This window comes from Klebsiella aerogenes, assembly GCA_029027985.1.
Taxonomy (GTDB): domain Bacteria; phylum Pseudomonadota; class Gammaproteobacteria; order Enterobacterales; family Enterobacteriaceae; genus Klebsiella; species Klebsiella aerogenes_A.
Genome location: CP119076.1, coordinates 3,560,451 through 3,573,908, shown reverse-complemented (window position 1 = coordinate 3,573,908; position 13,458 = coordinate 3,560,451). Strand labels below are relative to the sequence as shown.

Sequence of the window (13,458 nt, the reverse complement as noted above, 5' to 3'; positions counted from 1 at the left end):
GATGAGCCGGGCGTGAGGGCCCGGCGGAATACGTGAATACGGTTGTCAATTAGCTGGAAGTCGCGCCATTCGGCGGGATAGCGGCCAGTTTCTCTTCATGGCGGCGCATCAGGATGACCTTGTTCTGCAGCTTCTGCTGGAACTGGTCGACGACGACGGCAGTGACGATCACCAGACCTTTAATTACCATCTGCCAGAAGTCGCTGACGCCCATCATCACCATGCCGTCAGCGAGGAAGACGATCACGAAAGCGCCGATAATCGAGCCGGTCACCCGGCCGCGTCCCCCCGCCAGCGCGGTGCCGCCAAGTACGGTGGCGCCGATGGCGTCCATTTCGAACATGTTGCCGGTCATCGGGTGTGCGGTTTGCAGCTGCGAGGCGACAATTAAGCCGACGAAGGCGGCGCACAGACCGGAGAAGGCATAAACGAAAATTTTGGCTTTGACGATCGGTACGCCAGCCAGGCGGGCGGCGGATTCGTTGCCGCCGATGGCGTAAATATAGCGGCCGAGCGGCGTTTTGCTGGTCAGCCAGTAACCCAGAATCAGGAAGCCGATCATCAGCCAGATCGGCAGATAAATACCGAGCAGGGTGCCGGATCCCAGCGTGGCGAAGCCGGTGTTGCCCAGCGCTTCCATGCCGTTGAGGTTCGGGTAGGTGCTGCCGTTGTTAAACAGCAGGGCGGAGCCGCGGGCGACATACATCATCCCCAGAGTGCAGATGAACGGCGCAACGCCGAAGCGGGTGATGACCGCGCCATTGACTAGCCCAACCAGTATGCCGAAGACCGCGACGCAGAGGATCACCTCCGGCACGTTAAAGAAAATGATATCGCCGTTCCACAGCGGCAGGCCGTTGGTGAGGAGGGCACCCGCGACCATGCCGCAGATCCCCGCCACCGCACCGACGGAAAGGTCAATGCCGCCGGTCAGGATCACCAGCGTCATGCCGATTGCCAGCAGGCCGGTGATCGCCACATGCTGGGTCATGATCAGCAGGTTAGAGGCGGTCAGGAAATTCGGCACCATCACGCTGAAGAACGCGATCACCAACAGCAGCGCGATAAAGGTTCTGGCCTTCAGCAGGTACATATAAATCATATATTTCTGGTTCATGATGGGTTCCAGCCTGATTAATCTTGAGGTGTTGAAGCCGCGATTAATTTTTCGCGGGTCACCGCATGACGCGGTAAATCGGCGGTAATGCGGCCATCGGCCATCACCAGGATGCGGTCGGCCAGCGCCATCACCTCATCCAGCTCCGAGGAAGAAAACATCACGGCCAGCCCCTGCTGGGCCATTTTGCCGATCAGATGATAGACGTCGGTTTTCGCGCCGACATCGATGCCGCGCGTGGGTTCGTCGAGGAAGACCACCTGCGGCTGGGTCATCAGCGCTTTACCCAGCACCACTTTTTGTTGATTGCCGCCGCTCAGCGAGGTGATCGGCAGATTGGCATCGCTCACCTTAATCGCCAGCTGCTGAATCATCTCTTTCACGCTGGCGTCTTCTTTCTGCGGATTGAGCCACTGCCAGGCGCGGCGGAAGCCCTGCAGGCTAAAATCAGACAGCGTCATGTTGGATTGGATCGACATCATTTGCACCACGCCTTCGCCCTGACGGTCTTCCGGCACCAGTGCCAGCCCCTTTTTCAGGCGGCGTTGAAAACGCGATTTACCGATGCTTTCGCCGTTCAGATGCACTTCGCCGCTCTGGCAGGGCATCAGGCCGATCAGCCCTTTAAATAGTTCGGTACGCCCGGCGCCGAGCAGACCGTAAATGCCGATCACTTCGCCTTTGCTGAGGGTGAAGGTGACGTCATTGAGTTTGTAGCCGCCGCTGGGGTGCAGCGCGGTCAGCCCTTTGACATCCAGCACCGCATCGCCTTTCGGCGCTGGCTGATAATCAAAGTGTTTTTTCTTATCGCCAACCATCTGCTCGATGATCCACGGTACGCTGGCTTCGCTGACACTGCGTTCGCTGATAAAGCGGCCATCGCGGAAGATGGTAATGTTGTCGCCAATCTCCATCAGCTCTTCGAGGCGGTGTGAGATATAGATAATCGTGACGCCGCGGCGCTTAAGCTGCTCGATCACTTTGAACAGCACTTTGACTTCGGACTGGCTCAGCGCCGACGTCGGTTCGTCCATAATCAGCACGCGAGTGTCTTTTGACAGCGCGCGGGCAATCTCAACCAGTTGCTGGTGGCCAATGCCCAGTTCGCCGAGCAGCGTGTAGGGATCGACATCGAGCTCAAGCCGTTCGAGTAGCGATTTTGCTAAGGCGTACTGATATTTTTCGTTGATGCGTCCTTTCTGAAAGAATTCATTAGCCATGAATATGTTGTCCATCACATTCATATTGGGGAATAAATTCAATTCCTGAAAAATAATGCTGATGCCGAATTTTTCTGCCTGATGGGTAGAATTTAACGAAACCGCTTCGCCATCGAGAATAATTTGACCGGAAGAGGGCGTTTCTACGCCAGCAAGCATTTTCATCATGGTGGATTTACCCGCACCATTTTCTCCGATCAGAACGTTAACCTTATTTCGATAGACCCGATAATTAACGTTATCCAACGCGGTAACGCCGGGATAAATACGCGATAACCCGCGGGTTTCGATAATAACTTCAGATTCGACTGGTTGGGGAGCGACGAGATCTTGCGGCGTCATATTATTGCCCTCCCGGATGAACGATTTTCGCCGGAGTAATTTCCGGGATGGTTTGCGGAATATCCCAGGCGGAGAACACGCCGTACACTTCCACGCTATCGCCGGTTTTTATGCTGGCGGCCTGAATCATCTTGACCGCCTGGCTATTGATATTTTTGCTGTATTCGCCGAACAGCACCTGGTCGTTAAAGTCCTGGTAACTGGTGCCGCTGTAGCCGTCGCGCAGCAAGGTGCCGCGCAGGGTGGGGCCAATCTGCACCACCACATTGCCGACGCTGCCGTCGGCGAGGGTCATCTTGCCGCTGCGCGAGGCGGTATCTACTTTGCTGACCGTCCCCGTCACCTTGACGTAAAAGATGCAGGGGTTTTCATCCTGCGCGCGGTAGCCCAGCGCCTTACAGGCGCTATCGATATCTTTCTCCGACTTCAGCGCGTTCATCAGTTCCGCTGCGGGCCGCGCTTTGGCGACCACCTGCGGCACGATGCTCTGTTGCCAGGTTTTATCGATGTTCGCCATATGCGGATTGGGCGGGGATTTCAGGTCTGCCAGCTCCTGCTGCGAGACGATGCGACAGCCCCCAAGCGCCAGAACGGCCAGCGCCAGACAGGTTTTCTTATACATAATACTCTCCTCTGCGCCCCCGCGGGGGCGCAACCACCCGAACTCAGGACTTGATATTGAAGTCCTGAACTTTATCTGCGTTATCCTGGGTAATCAGAATGCCGCGGAACATCACGCGCTGCTTAGCCGGCTTTTCGCCTTTCTGCAGATAGTTATCCAAATCAGTGACGCCCTGAGCGGCGATAGCCTGCGCCTGCAGCATCACGGTCGCTTGCAGGGTGCCAGCCTTCACGGCATCGCGTTCGTCGTTGCTACCGTCGATACCGACGACCACCACATCGCTACGATTCGCCGCTTTCAGCGCCGCAATCGCGCCGAGGGCCACCGGACCGTTGCCGCAGATCACGCCTTTCACATCCGGGTGAGCCTGCAGGATGCTATCCATGATGCGTTTGCCGTCGATCAGGGTGCCTTTGGCATCCTGTTTCGCCACGCTGACCATATCCGGGTACTGGTCGATCACCTGGTGGAAGGATTTAGAACGAGTGACGCAGTTGTTATCTGCGAGGTTGCAGGTCAGTTCGGCGTATTTGCCTTTTTCCGCCATTTTCTCCACGAAAACGTTGGCGACTTCCGAACCCGCCTGGAAGTTATTATGGGTAATTTGCTCAAGTGCGACGTCATCAACCGGAATTTCGCGGTTAATTAATACCACCGGAATACCGGCTTTTTGGGCTTTTTCAATGGCCGCGACGCTGGCGGTCGAGTCGGCATTATCGAGAATAATTCCCTGCACCTTTTTACCGATGGCGGTATCAATAAGCTCATTCTGCTTTTTAACGTCTTCGCCATGCGACAGCACGGTCGTGTTATAGCCGAGCGCTTTTGCTTTTTCGCTGGCGCCTTTGGCTTCTGAGGCGTAATAAGGGTTATCCAGCGAGTTAACCATAATCATAATGGTGCCTTTTTCTGCCGCATGAGCGGCGAAGGAAAGGGCGGTCAGGGTAGCGGCGGTGAAAAGTGTTGTGCTTAATTTCATGACTCTGTTCCTGTTTTTTTATAGTCGAACAAGTGGGCCCCTGAATGGGCAGGCTTTTACGGTCTGAAATTTCCCCCCGCGCAATGTCGGGGAGGTGATCATGGTTATGGGCCGGGGTTCTCCTGTGGTGGGTGAATAAGGTTCGTCGCACAATCTGACACCCGCTGGGCGTCAGGCCGGCGAATCCGGTTTCCATAATGTTCTGTCTACCGCACGGCGCCACTCCTGCCAGCGCTGCTGTAAGCGCTGGTGGCGGGCCATATCGGGATGAAAAGTGCTGTGTTCGGTTAAGAATGCTTGCAGATCGGTTGTCGTTCCCGGATTGAGGGCTTTGCGCGCTAACAGCGCCGCGCCGATGGCGGACAGTTCCGGGACATCGCTGCGCATGACCGGGCAGCCGAGTAGATCGGCCTGATACTGCATCAGCCAGTCGTTTTTGGTCGGGCCGCCGTCGACCATCAGCGCCGTCAGGGTGAATTCGTCATGCTGGCGCATCGCCACGACCACGTCGGCTATCTGATAAGCGATGGATTCCAGCGCTGCGCGGATAAGGTGCGCGCGTTTCACGCCGCGGCTCAGGCCGCAAATCACACCGCGGGCGCTGTCGTCCCACCAGGGGGCGCCGAGGCCGGTCAGCGCGGGCACGAAATAGACGCCTAAGGTCGAATCGACGGAGGCGGGCAGGGTATTCAGCTCATGAGCCAGATCGGTTGCGGAGAGTTCGCTCAACCCGGTGCTGTCCGCCATCCACGCCACCGCATCGCCGGTGTGGGGAATATTGCCTTCCAGCCCCCAAACCAGTTGGTCGCCATCATGCCAGGCGACAGTGGTCGCCAGCGCTTCAATATCGCACTGCGCCGATTTGACCGGAGCCATCACCGAAGAGCCGGTGCCGTAGGTGGCTTTCACGCAGCCGGGTTCGCCCAGCGCGTGGCCGAATAATGCGGCGTGGGAGTCGCCGACCATCGCCATCACTGGGATACCGTCTGGAATCGCGGTCAATCCTTTGGTGTAGCCGAACAGGCCGCTCGACGGTTTAATTTCCGGCAGCGCGGCGAGCGGGATGCCGAACAGCGCCAGCATCTCATCATCCCACTCGCCGCGCTGCAAATTCAGCAGTTGGGTGCGCGCGGCGTTGGAGTAATCGCAGGAAAAGGTTTCGCCGTGAGTCAAATTCCACAGCAGCCAACTGTCTATAGTGCCAAGACAAATCTCGCCGCGCTCGGCCCGCTGGTAGCCGTTGGGGGTGGCGTCCAGCAGCCAGCGCATTTTGGAGGCGGAAAACAGCGGCGCAATTGGCAGGCCGGTGGCGTGCTTAATGTGTTGTTCCTGGTGGTCCCGGCGCAGGGTGTCGCAGAAAGCGGCGCTGCGGGTGCACTGCCAGGTGATGGCCGCGTTAATGGGCTCTCCGCTGTCGCGATACCAACCGATGGCGGTTTCCCGTTGATTGCTGATGGCCAGCGCAGCGACGCTTTCCGCGCCGACGTGAGCCACTGCGCTGGCGATCACCTCAAGCGAGGCGGCAACCAGCGCTTTGCCGGACTGTTCTACCCAGCCGTCCCGGGGTGTTTGAATGGCCAGCGGCTGAGAGAATTTGACGATAACCTTGCCCTGGTCATCCAGCACCACGGCTTTCGCGTTGGTTGTGCCTTCATCCAGCGCAATGATGAACTTTTTCGGTGTCGCCTGCATAAGATGCTCTCCTCGGTCACACTGCAACTTTCCGCGGCGGAGACAGGCTGGAGCTCAGGCTATCGCATGCGTCTTAGTCGGTCATGATGTGACATTTCGTTATCACTTTTTTAATCACTGAATATATATTCGATAGTGATTATTTATTTGATACCTTAAGCCACAAACCCAGTCATGGGCTACCGGAAAAATCATCAATTGTGCTGGCAATCACATTTCACATGTTGGGAAGATGGTGCGCAAGCGGCGAGGGAAGTTATTTAGTTTTATGAATTATAAGCATTTATCTGGCAAGCCCTGATGCTGGAAAAACAGACACAGGGCTTGAGGCCGGGGGAAATCGCGGCGAGTTAGTCGCTGACCAGCTGCCGGGCAGTGGGGTAATCGGTGATTAAAACGTCAATATAACCGCCGGTCAGGGCACCTTTGATCGCGGCGACTTTGTCGGTGCCGCCAGCAAGCGCGACGACGTTAGGGCATTTTTTGACTTTCTCCAGCGCCATGCCGATAACAGGATCTTCATCATCGCGTAACACTGGCTGGCCGTTTTTATCGTAGTAGTGCAGGCAGATATCGCCGACCGCGCCGCGCGCCGCCAGTACGTGCAGCATATCTTCGTGATAGTAGTTGCCGGAGGTTTTCAGCAACTGGGACGGTTCGAGAATCCCGATGCCGACAATCGCGATATCCACTTCATCAAAGCGTGACACCACGTCGGCGACATCCTTGCTGGCCAGCAGGCGATTGCGTTCTTCCATCGACCCTTCGATGCTCTGCGACGGCAGCAGCCAGGCATCGCAGTTAAGATGCTGGGCAAGGGTTTGGGTGAGGATGGTCGCCTGCACATTGCCGTTCGGCCCGACGCCGCCGAGCAACTGAATCACGCCGCCGGCTTTCAGGTTTTGCGCATGAACTTCATCGACCATGGCGCGAATGGTTGAGCTCCACGAGGAGACGCCAATCAAATCTTTCGGCCGCAGACGAGTTTCCAGGTAGTGAGCGGCGGCGGAGCCAATTGCCCGCTTGATGGTGTGGTCGCTGGCGTCTTCTTCGGTATCGACCACCACCGCCTGCTTAAGACCGTAGCGATCTTCCAGCCCTTTTTCGAGGTTGAGAAAAATATTCGATGGCTGCACGACGCTGATTTTCACCACCCCCTCCTTTTGGCAGCGGGTAATGGCGCGAGAGACAAATGACTGAGATAGCGAGAGAAGTTGGGCGATATCAGACTGCTTTCGTCCTTCCAGGTAGTAAAGCGTGGCAATCTTAACCAATAGCCGTTGTTCATCCTGCTTAGCCATATTAATCCTCGAAAATCATTTATCGCCTGCTTTCAGGCTCTCTTCTGCGCAACGAGCATCCAGACCGCTTGCAACAATTACGCCGTGAGTCAGGCGGTTACGTGCAGTCATTATGTTAGAGGCTTCTATCATACGCGAAAAAAAATCAGACTTAAGTGTGATGGGCGTCTAACTTTTGCCAATCCTCAAAATCGACTATGGACAAAAACAAGACAGCCAGGCCATAATCGAATAAAGAATCATTAATGAATATATATTCATGGTGACTTTGAGTCAATGAAATTCTCCAGGTATACGTCTGGAGCGGGAGGCAGAATGTTCCTGAGTATGGCGCTGTGGCGGAAGGCTAACCACCCGGCATGGGGATATCTGGTTTTTTTAGTTCCTGGTGGAATAAATATTCCATATTGAAAATAAATTCAGAGGTATTAAATGAATCCCTATAGATTTGATGTCCAGACGCTTGAGCGCAAAGCGCGCGCGGTGCGCCGCCATATTGTCCGTTTAAACGCCAATAGCCCGGCGGGCGGCCATACCGGGGCCGATCTGTCGCAGGTTGAACTGTTAACCGCGCTCTATTTCCGCGTGCTCAATGCCGCGCCAGACCGTCTTGATGACCCGCAGCGCGATATCTACATTCAGTCGAAAGGCCATGCGGTGGGCTGCTATTACTGTGTACTGGCGGAGGCCGGGTTCTTTCCGGTCGAGTGGTTAGAGACTTACCAGCATGCGAACTCGCATCTTCCTGGCCACCCGGTACGGCAGAAAACGCCGGGCATTGAATTGAATACCGGCGCGCTGGGCCACGGTTTGCCTGTTGCGGTGGGGCTGGCGCTGGCCGCGAAGAAAAGCAACAGCGCCCGCCGTATCTTTTTAATCACCGGCGACGGTGAGCTGGCAGAAGGCAGTAACTGGGAAGCGGCGCTGGCGGCGGCCCATTACGGTCTCGATAACCTGGTCATTATTAATGATAAGAACAATCTTCAGCTGGCCGGGCCGACCCGTGAAATCATGAATACCGATCCGCTGGCCGATAAATGGCGTGCCTTCGGCATGGAGGTCAGCGAATGCGAGGGCAACGATATGGCCTCGGTTGTCTCAGCCATCGAAGGGCTCCAGCAGAACGGTAAACCTAACGTCATTATTGCCAACACCACGAAAGGCGCGGGCATCTCCTTTATCCAGGGGCGCCCGGAGTGGCACCACCGGGTGCCGAAAGGCGAGGAAATCGCTCTGGCGCTGGAGGAACTGAAAGATGAGTAATGCAGAACACCTGGCGAATGTGATGGTCGAGGCGTTTATCGCCGCCGTAGAAAACGGCGTCGATCTGGTGCCAGTGGTGGCGGACTCCACTTCTACAGCCAAAATCGCCCCCTTTATTAAACAGTTTCCCGGACGGCTGGTGAACGTCGGCATTGCCGAGCAGAGCATGGTTGGCACTGCCGCCGGTCTGGCATTGGGCGGCAAAGTGGCGGTGACCTGTAACGCCGCGCCGTTCCTTATCTCGCGCGCCAATGAACAGATTAAAGTCGATGTCTGCTACAACAACACCAACGTTAAGCTGTTTGGCCTCAATGCCGGCGCCAGCTATGGTCCGCTGGCCAGCACCCACCATGCCATTGACGATCTGGCGGTGATGCGCGGCTTTGGCAATATCCAGATTTTCGCCCCCTCCACGCCGCGTGAATGTCGGCAGATTATCGACTATGCGCTTGCGTACCAGGGGCCCGTCTATATCCGCCTTGATGGTAAGGCTCTGCCGGAACTGCACGACGAAGAGTACCGTTTTGTTCCCGGCGCGGTGCTGACCCTGCGTGAAGGCGAAGATGTGGCGCTGGTGGCGACCGGTTCGACGGTACATGAAGTGGTGGATGCGGCGCAGCAACTTGCCGATCTTGGCATTCAGGCGAAGGTGATCAGCGTGCCATCGATTCGCCCCTGCGATACCGCGGCGCTGCTGGCGGCGCTACAGCCTTGCCGTTCCGTGTTGACCGTTGAAGAGCATAACGTCAACGGCGGGCTGGGCAGCCTGGTGGCTGAAGTGCTGGCGGAAGCGGGGGCGGGGACGGCATTGCAGCGTCTGGGGATTCCGGATGGCGAATACGCGGCGGCGGCCGATCGCGGCTGGATGCGTCAGCATCACGGTTTTGATGCGTCGTCGATTGTCGCGCGGGTGCAAAAGATATTGCAGGACTGAAACAAAACGCCCTCCCACTGGGGAGGGCGAAGACGTGTTGACGGTATCAGAAGTGGGTGTTCACGCTCATATACCAGGTTCGACCGGATTCGTTATAGGTCTCGGCGCCAGCGCCGTACATAGAACCGGTTGCGCCGCCGGTAGTCTGGGCATTACCCGCGCGCCAGTGGCGCTTATCGAAGACGTTATCCACGCCACCGGTCAGGCTGACGTTTTTGGTCACGTCCCAGGTCGCGCTCAGGCCGAGGATGCTATACGGGCTTACCTCGTTCTTCTCGCTGCCGGTGACCGGCTGGCCTTTGTAGTTGTACTTCTTCGGTTCCTGCTTGCCGTACCAGGTGAAGGTCGATTGCAGAGAAACATCCTGATGTACCTGCCAGCTCAGCGTGGAGTTCAGCGTGTACTCCGGGATAATCGACAGGCGATCGCCGGTCTCTTTGTTCTTACTCTGCAGCATGTAGGTAATATTGTTGGTCCAGTTTACCGTCTCGCTAACCGGAACATTTAATGTCCCTTCCAGACCTTCCACTACCGCTTTCGGCACGTTTTCCCATTGGTACAGATCGGTGCCTTTAGAGTTGTGATAAACCGGGGCATAGCCCGCTTCAATCTTGTTGCGGTAGTCGTTACGGAACCAGGTTACACCCGCCAGCCAGCCGTCGCGCTTAAACTCCAGGCCGACTTCTTTGTTGATGCTGGTTTCCGCTTTCAGATCGTCATTCCCCTGCAGATAACAACCCTCTTTACTGGCGTAGCATCCCTGACCTTTACTGTAGAGAATATAGTTCGGGTTAGTCTGATACAGGCTCGGCGCTTTATAGGCGCGGGCGATACCCATCTTCAGGGTGAAGTCATTGCCCAGACCCTGCGACAGGTTCAGCGACGGACTCCAGTTATTACCGACGATGCTGTGGTGATCGAAACGCAGCGCTGGCGTCAGCATGGTCGAGTCGGTCACTTCCATGTTGTTCTCAGCGAACAGCGAGAAGATTTCCGCTTTTGAATACGGGCTGCGTCCGGTGCTGTCATAGCCCGGGACTTCACCGCCTGAAAGGGCCTGGGTATTAGAGGCGTTATCCTTCATGCGCTGCTGGTTCCACTCGGTACCCAGCGTCAGGTTCTGGTTAACCCACAGATCGAACGGAATGTTGACTTCACTGTGTAGCATCACGTCGGACAGATCGATATCCGAGAACTGGTTGCTGTTGAAGATCCCCTCGGTGCCGCCAGCCAGCCCTTCGCCTTTGCGTGAGTTGCGCGTATGTTCGTACTGCGCCCAGTTGCTGGTGGTGACGCCGTTATCCCAGCCGCCGTTCCAGGTGATGGAGTAAGTATTGCGGTAGAGACGGTTGGTCTCTTTGCCGTAGTTTTCTTTCACCAGATCATTGGTGTTGGTGTTTTGGGTATCACCGGCGTACAGGTTGCCCTGACGGCTATAGCCAGCTTCAAACTCCAGCGATTGCATCGGCGCGAAGTCCCAGCGCACGACGCCGTTGATATTTTTGTTTTCGACCCCCTCACGCCCGGCGGGCAGGGTATCGGCGTAAATCCCGGTCCGTTCTGATTGATGGCCCTGGTTAATGTCCCAGGCGTCGGCCTGGGTTTTATCAAGGCTGCCGTACATGCGGAAGCTGAAATCGCCGCCCAGCGGGCCGCTGAGGCTAAAGTCGGTACGCTTGGTCGCGCCTTCGTCTTTATGCTCCGGCATGTTCATATAGGCGTTCCACGAACCGTGCCACTCGTTATCGAATTTCTTGGTGATGATATTGACCACGCCGCCCGCCGCGCCGTTACCGTAACGCGCCGCCGCCGGGCCGCGAATCACGTCGATGCGTTCGATCATTTCCGGCGGTACCCAACTGGTATCACCACGGGTATCACGCTCGCCGCGCCAGCCGAGGCGAATAGAGTTACGGCTGGTGACCGGTTTACCGTCAATCAGGATTAAGGTGTTTTCCGGGCCCATGCCGCGAATATCAATCTGGCGATTGTTGCCGCGCTGGCCGCTGGTGGAGTTGCCGGTCAGGTTGACGCCCGGCATGGTGCGGATGATTTCAGAGACGTCGCGCGCTGGCGGGCGTTTACGGATCTCATCGGCGGTAATCGTCGACACGCCCGGCGCCTGCAGATTCTGAACCTCAGCGGTGACCACCATGGTCTCCTCGCTGGCGGATGATTTGCTATCGGTGGTCTCTTCCGCCGCGCACAGCGGGAATGCCACTCCGTAAATACCCAGATTGACCATTAAGGCCAGGGACTTAATCCTGTTATTCATTGTAAATAAGTTCCGCTTTTCTGTGCCGCTTTCCCCAGAAACCCCTTCCCACCGGGAGGGGAGACGGCATAAATGTTGCCAGTAGAAGGTGAACGCTTTCCGTAGCCAACCGAGCGCAATGCTCTGAAAAGACCCTCTCTGGCATTGATTTAATGTAGTTAGAAGACGCGCTACCCTTAGGCGCGTTAATACGCTATTGCAAATGCAAATAGTTATCAATAATATTATCAATAATTATTACGTTTATTGATAAAAATCACGGTAAACATAGGGTTACTGACGGAATGCATATAACAGGAAGTGACGACGGGTGGCAGGGCATCATCGGCCCGCAGACTGAGGCGCTGGGCGACGCGTATCGGGTGACCTTCTGGTGGCGCGATCCGGCAGGCAGCGAAACCACCTCGCGGACACGGCGGGTGTGGATTTACATCACCGGCGTTACCGATCATCATCACAACGCTGTGCCGCAAACCCTGCAGCGTATCCCCGGTACCGATGCCTGGTGCTGGCAAACCACGCTTCCGGCCACCTGGCGCGGCAGCTACTGTTTTATTCCCTCCGAACGCGATGACGATTTCTCCCCACAGTTATTTAACGGCAATACGCCAGACCGCGCGTTGCTGCGCGAAGGCTGGCGCAAACTGTTGCCGCGGGCGATAGCCGATCCGCGCAATCCGCAAAGCTGGAAGGGCGGGCGCGGCCATGCGGTTTCGGCGCTGGAACTGCCGCAGGCGCCGGAGCAGCCGGGTTGGCACTATCGTGAACCGGTTTCGCCCCCGCCGCGTTGTATCGAATGGCGCAGCCAGCGGTTGGGTAATTGCCGCCGGGTGTGGGTTTACGCCACAGGCGTGGCGGCGGATCGCCCGTTGGCAGTGCTGCTTGATGGTCAGTTCTGGGCGGAAAGTATGCCCATCTTTTCGCCTCTGGCGGGGCTGACGCGCGACGGTCGCCTGCCGCCGGCGGTCTATCTGCTGATTGACGTCATCGACAACCAACACCGCAGCGTCGAGTTGCCCTGCAACCGTGATTTCTGGCTGGCGGTGCAGGAAGAACTGCTGCCGCAGGTACGGGCGTTGGCGCCGTTCAGCGATCGCGCCGATCGAACGGTGGTGGCGGGGCAGAGCTTCGGTGGTCTGGCGGCGATGTATGCCGCGCTACACTGGCCGCAGCGCTTTGGCTGCGTGCTGAGTCAGTCGGGGTCGTACTGGTGGCCGCAACGTGGCGGCACCCAGCCTGGCCTCTTACTTGAGCAACTACAGCGTGGCGAGCTTCAGCCGCAGGGGCTGCGCATCTGGCTGGAAGCCGGCGTGCGCGAGCCGATTATTTTTCGCGCCAATCAGGCGCTTTTAGCGCAACTACAGCAGACACAGCAGTCCACTTTCTGGCGTCAGGTTGACGGCGGACACGATGCGCTTTGCTGGCGCGGTGGGCTGACGGCGGGGCTTATCCAGCTGTGGCAGCCTTTGCGCTGCGGGCAAGAACACGCGCTTAACGAGGAGTGATAGATGCAATTCAGTAACCCCTTCGACAATCCGCAAGGGCAGTTTTACATTCTGCGCAACGAACAGCAGCAATACAGCCTGTGGCCGTGCCACTGCGCGCTGCCGGCTGGCTGGTTGGTGGAATGTCCGCCGCAGTCATTAGACGCATGTAACGCCTGGCTTGCCGCCAACTGGTCAACCCTCACCCCGGCGCATTACGCCTCCTAAG

General features: G+C 56.9%; 11 protein-coding genes. 4 read left to right on the top strand and 7 right to left on the bottom strand.

The annotated features are described in order from the left end of the window. Positions 1-49 precede the first annotated feature (49 nt). From PYR66_17000 to PYR66_16975, 6 genes are all read right to left on the bottom strand, one after another. The gene (locus PYR66_17000; GenBank protein WEF26985.1) at positions 50-1,117 is read right to left on the bottom strand and encodes an ABC transporter permease; all 1,068 of its coding nucleotides are present in this window, start codon (positions 1,115-1,117) and stop codon (positions 50-52) included. 17 nt (positions 1,118-1,134) lie between these two features. Beyond that, positions 1,135-2,679, bottom strand: coding sequence for a sugar ABC transporter ATP-binding protein (locus tag PYR66_16995; protein WEF26984.1), 1,545 nt, complete (start codon positions 2,677-2,679; stop codon positions 1,135-1,137). Position 2,680: 1 nt separating this feature from the next. Next, positions 2,681-3,301 (bottom strand): DUF2291 domain-containing protein, encoded by a 621-nt coding sequence (locus PYR66_16990; protein WEF26983.1) that lies wholly within the window; start codon positions 3,299-3,301, stop codon positions 2,681-2,683. A 43-nt stretch (positions 3,302-3,344) separates the two neighbouring features. After that, a complete protein-coding gene (locus PYR66_16985) occupies positions 3,345-4,280 on the bottom strand; it encodes a D-ribose ABC transporter substrate-binding protein (protein WEF26982.1) in 936 nt (311 codons plus the stop codon). A 171-nt stretch (positions 4,281-4,451) separates the two neighbouring features. Then, complete coding sequence (locus PYR66_16980) at positions 4,452-5,972, bottom strand: FGGY-family carbohydrate kinase (protein ID WEF26981.1); 1,521 nt, start codon at positions 5,970-5,972, stop codon at positions 4,452-4,454. 350 nt (positions 5,973-6,322) lie between these two features. Next, positions 6,323-7,273, bottom strand: coding sequence for a sugar-binding transcriptional regulator (locus tag PYR66_16975; protein ID WEF26980.1), 951 nt, complete (start codon positions 7,271-7,273; stop codon positions 6,323-6,325). A 432-nt stretch (positions 7,274-7,705) separates the two neighbouring features. On the opposite strand from PYR66_16975, the gene PYR66_16970 reads away from it, so the two are divergent. Continuing rightward, the gene (locus PYR66_16970; protein ID WEF26979.1) at positions 7,706-8,536 is read left to right on the top strand and encodes a transketolase; all 831 of its coding nucleotides are present in this window, start codon (positions 7,706-7,708) and stop codon (positions 8,534-8,536) included. Next, entirely contained in the window at positions 8,529-9,470 is a 942-nt protein-coding gene (locus PYR66_16965) for a transketolase C-terminal domain-containing protein (GenBank protein ID WEF26978.1), read from the top strand. The genes PYR66_16970 and PYR66_16965 overlap by 8 nt, the downstream gene beginning before the upstream one ends. Positions 9,471-9,516: 46 nt before the next feature. Here PYR66_16965 and fepA read toward each other — a convergent pair whose 3' ends face one another. Beyond that, a complete protein-coding gene (gene fepA / locus PYR66_16960) occupies positions 9,517-11,745 on the bottom strand; it encodes a siderophore enterobactin receptor FepA (GenBank protein ID WEF26977.1) in 2,229 nt (742 codons plus the stop codon). Positions 11,746-12,029: 284 nt separating this feature from the next. Here fepA and fes point away from each other — a divergent pair, with 284 nt between their 5' ends. Together fes and PYR66_16950 are read left to right on the top strand one after the other, a co-directional pair. Beyond that, a complete protein-coding gene (gene fes, locus PYR66_16955) occupies positions 12,030-13,250 on the top strand; it encodes an enterochelin esterase (GenBank protein ID WEF26976.1) in 1,221 nt (406 codons plus the stop codon). A 3-nt stretch (positions 13,251-13,253) separates the two neighbouring features. Beyond that, complete coding sequence (locus PYR66_16950) at positions 13,254-13,457, top strand: MbtH family NRPS accessory protein (GenBank protein WEF26975.1); 204 nt, start codon at positions 13,254-13,256, stop codon at positions 13,455-13,457. The last annotated feature ends 1 nt before the right edge of the window (position 13,458 follow it).

Coding starts and splice junctions, on each gene's coding strand:
- PYR66_16965 (WEF26978.1), top strand. CDS start 8,529: ATGAGTAATGCAGAACACCTGGCGAATGTGATGGTCGAGGCGTTTATC.
- PYR66_16975 (WEF26980.1), bottom strand. CDS start 7,273: ATGGCTAAGCAGGATGAACAACGGCTATTGGTTAAGATTGCCACGCTT.
- PYR66_16990 (WEF26983.1), bottom strand. CDS start 3,301: ATGTATAAGAAAACCTGTCTGGCGCTGGCCGTTCTGGCGCTTGGGGGC.
- PYR66_17000 (WEF26985.1), bottom strand. CDS start 1,117: ATGAACCAGAAATATATGATTTATATGTACCTGCTGAAGGCCAGAACC.
- PYR66_16980 (WEF26981.1), bottom strand. CDS start 5,972: ATGCAGGCGACACCGAAAAAGTTCATCATTGCGCTGGATGAAGGCACA.
- PYR66_16970 (WEF26979.1), top strand. CDS start 7,706: ATGAATCCCTATAGATTTGATGTCCAGACGCTTGAGCGCAAAGCGCGC.
- PYR66_16995 (WEF26984.1), bottom strand. CDS start 2,679: ATGACGCCGCAAGATCTCGTCGCTCCCCAACCAGTCGAATCTGAAGTT.
- PYR66_16985 (WEF26982.1), bottom strand. CDS start 4,280: ATGAAATTAAGCACAACACTTTTCACCGCCGCTACCCTGACCGCCCTT.
- PYR66_16950 (WEF26975.1), top strand. CDS start 13,254: ATGCAATTCAGTAACCCCTTCGACAATCCGCAAGGGCAGTTTTACATT.
- fepA (WEF26977.1), bottom strand. CDS start 11,745: ATGAATAACAGGATTAAGTCCCTGGCCTTAATGGTCAATCTGGGTATT.
- fes (WEF26976.1), top strand. CDS start 12,030: ATGCATATAACAGGAAGTGACGACGGGTGGCAGGGCATCATCGGCCCG.